The organism is Pseudoalteromonas sp. BSi20311 (assembly GCF_000239875.1).
In the GTDB taxonomy this organism is placed as follows: Bacteria; Pseudomonadota; Gammaproteobacteria; order Enterobacterales; family Alteromonadaceae; genus Pseudoalteromonas.
Genome location: NZ_BADU01000052.1, coordinates 1 through 1959, shown reverse-complemented (window position 1 = coordinate 1959; position 1959 = coordinate 1). Strand labels below are relative to the sequence as shown.

At 40.8% G+C, this 1959-nt stretch carries 2 protein-coding genes; both read right to left on the bottom strand.

Annotation, left to right across the window (positions count from 1 at the left end):
- Window positions 1-1470, bottom strand: a 1470-nt coding sequence (locus P20311_RS04655; protein ID WP_036984857.1) for an efflux RND transporter permease subunit, incomplete at its 3' end; no start/stop codon positions are given.
- A gap of 11 nt (window positions 1471-1481) precedes the next feature.
- A partial coding sequence (locus tag P20311_RS04650) for an efflux RND transporter periplasmic adaptor subunit (RefSeq protein WP_036984853.1) occupies window positions 1482-1959 on the bottom strand: 478 nt, incomplete at its 5' end.

The following is a 1959-nucleotide window of genomic DNA, read 5'->3' as shown; positions in this document are numbered from 1 at the left end:
GAAAACTACTAATATAATAGACGCAGCAAAAAATACGGGACGAGCAACTTCTTTACCAGCCTGCTTAAGGCGCAATTTTATGCCGTGATCATCGTGTTCAACATCATGTGGGTCAGTATCAGCACTAGGCACTCTTTCTTTTACAGTTTTTAAATGGGTAGAGTCTGGTCTATTTAAATGCTTAAACATGTTTTCAACCATCACGACTGAACCATCAACTAGCATACCAATGGCTACGGCAATGCCACCCAATGACATAAGGTTTGCAGAAATGCCCCACCAAGCCATGATCATTAACGCGATACCAATTGAAATTGGAATAGATATTAATACCAAGAAGGTTGCACGTAAATTCATTAAAAATAGTGCTAATACAATACAGATGAAAATAAATGCTAGTAATAGTGCATCAACTACTGTATCAACGGCTTTTTCAATCAAATCAGCCTGATCATAAAAAGGCTCAAAGCGAACACCTTTTGGCAATGCTTGATTAATTAATGGAATTCTTGCATTGATACCATCAATGGTGGCTTTAGTATTTGAACCCATGCGTTTTAAGACAATGCCAGAGACAACTTCGCCTAAATTTTCGACTTTACCGTCTTCGGTTTTGCGCGTCATTGTGACAGCACCTTGACGAATTTCACTGCCCATTTCAACTTTAGCAATATCTGAAACCGTAACAACCGTACCATCTACTGTTTTAACGGGAACTTGTTTGATATTACTGATGCCAGCCTCACCACTCTCAAACCAGCCTGCACCTCTAATAACAAGCTGCTCTTGCCCACGGTTCATGTACCATCCGCCAACATTCGCATTGTTGTTATCTAGGGCACCAACAACGTCTTCTTGCGTTAGTTCATATGCTAAGAGCTTAGATGGATCGACATTGACTTGGTATTGCCTAACATTACCACCAAAAGATAATACATCAGTGACTCCATCGACAGGCATAACGAGTAACTTAACAATCCAATCGTTAAGGCTTCGAAGCGCCATAGCATCATAACCTGCACCTTTATCTGAAATAAGAAGATACTGAAATACTTGGCCCAGCCCAGAGGTGTTTGGTCCCATTTCGGGTGTGCCGACACCTTCTGGAATCAGTTCTTTTGCGGCTTGAAGACGCTCAAATACGAGTTGTCTTGCAAAGTAAATGTCGGTGCCTTCTTTGAAAACAACCGTAACGCCAGACAAGCCTGTTTTAGAAATTGAGCGCACTTGTTCTACATCAGGTAGGGCATACATTACCGCTTCAATGGGGTACGTAATGAGTTGTTCAACTTCTTCAGCAGCCAGTCCTGGCGCTTCAGTATTTACAGCAACTTGAACATTAGTAACATCAGGAAAGGCATCCAAATTTAATTTTGGGATCACCATAACTGCACCAACCATAGTGGCAAACAGCGCAATCAAAATCAGGAGTCTATTATTAACAGACCAATCTATTATTTTATTAAACATAGTCTTGCTCCCTAGTGGTTGTGCGGATCAAATCCGCCTTTAGCGATTTCAGACGCAACAAAAAATGCGCCTTTAGTTACAATTCGCGTTCCACTATCAAGGCCAATGATTTCTCTAAAACCACCTAAGGCTCGGCCTAGTTCTATTTCTACAGCTTTAAATTCTCCAGGGTGGTCTTCGACAAATACGGTCCAATCACCATCTGCGCTGCGGATCAATGCTTCTTCTGGCACAGCCATCACTTTCTGCTTTGTGGCAAACTGAAAGTAAACTTTTACAAACATGCCTGAATGAAGATTATCATCCGAATTATCTACTCCTAACCTAATAATTCGAGTACGAGTAATAGGGTCAATTGTATGGGCTTCTTGGATAACTTTGGCATTGTAACTCTGGCCTTCTAATTTAAGTACCGCAGGAGAATCAATTGATAAATTCAGCTTTTTATTTGGAGAAACTTTTGCTTCAACCCATAGTTGTTTTTCATCT